This window comes from Mesorhizobium sp. M6A.T.Ce.TU.016.01.1.1 (assembly GCF_003997065.1).
Classification (GTDB): domain Bacteria; phylum Pseudomonadota; class Alphaproteobacteria; order Rhizobiales; family Rhizobiaceae; genus Mesorhizobium; species Mesorhizobium mediterraneum.
In genome coordinates, this window is sequence record NZ_RZTJ01000102.1 from 1 (window position 1) to 602 (window position 602).

The window sequence follows — 602 nt, forward strand, 5'->3', positions numbered from 1 at the left end:
GAACTTGCTCGCCCTCAACCACGAAGACATGCGCCTGATGCGGCGCTACATCCAGCTGGTCTTCCAGGATCCGTACGGGTCGCTGCATCCGCGCATGCTCATCGCCGACAACATCGCCGAGCCTTTGCGCATGAGCGACATGTCGGCGGCCGACCGCCGGGCGCGCGTCGCCGAATTGCTCGAACTCGTGCGGCTCAATCCCGATCACGGCAAGCGCTATCCGCATGAACTGTCCGGCGGCCAGCGCCAGCGCGTGGTCATCGCCCGCGCGCTTGCGCTCAACCCGCAAGTGGTGATCCTCGACGAACCGGTTTCGGCGCTCGACGTTTCAGTGCAGGCTGGCGTGCTCAATTTGCTCAGGGATATTCAGCAGTCCTTCGGCACATCCTATCTGTTCATCGCACATGATCTTTCGGTCGTGCGCCACATCTCGCACCAGGTCGCGGTGATGTATCTCGGCAAGATCGTAGAGATCGCACCTGCGGCCGAACTCTATTCGAGGGCGCTGCATCCCTACACGCAGGCGCTGCTGTCGGCGGTGCCGCTCGCCAATCCCGAGAAGGAGCGCAAGCGCGAGCGCATCGTACTGACCGGTGACGTGC

General features: G+C 63.1%; 1 protein-coding gene. It reads left to right on the forward strand.

Annotated elements, in window-relative coordinates; genetic code table 11:
• Nucleotides 1-602: ATP-binding cassette domain-containing protein (locus EOC94_RS33430; RefSeq protein WP_127295882.1), on the forward strand; the 602-nt coding region annotated here is incomplete at both ends.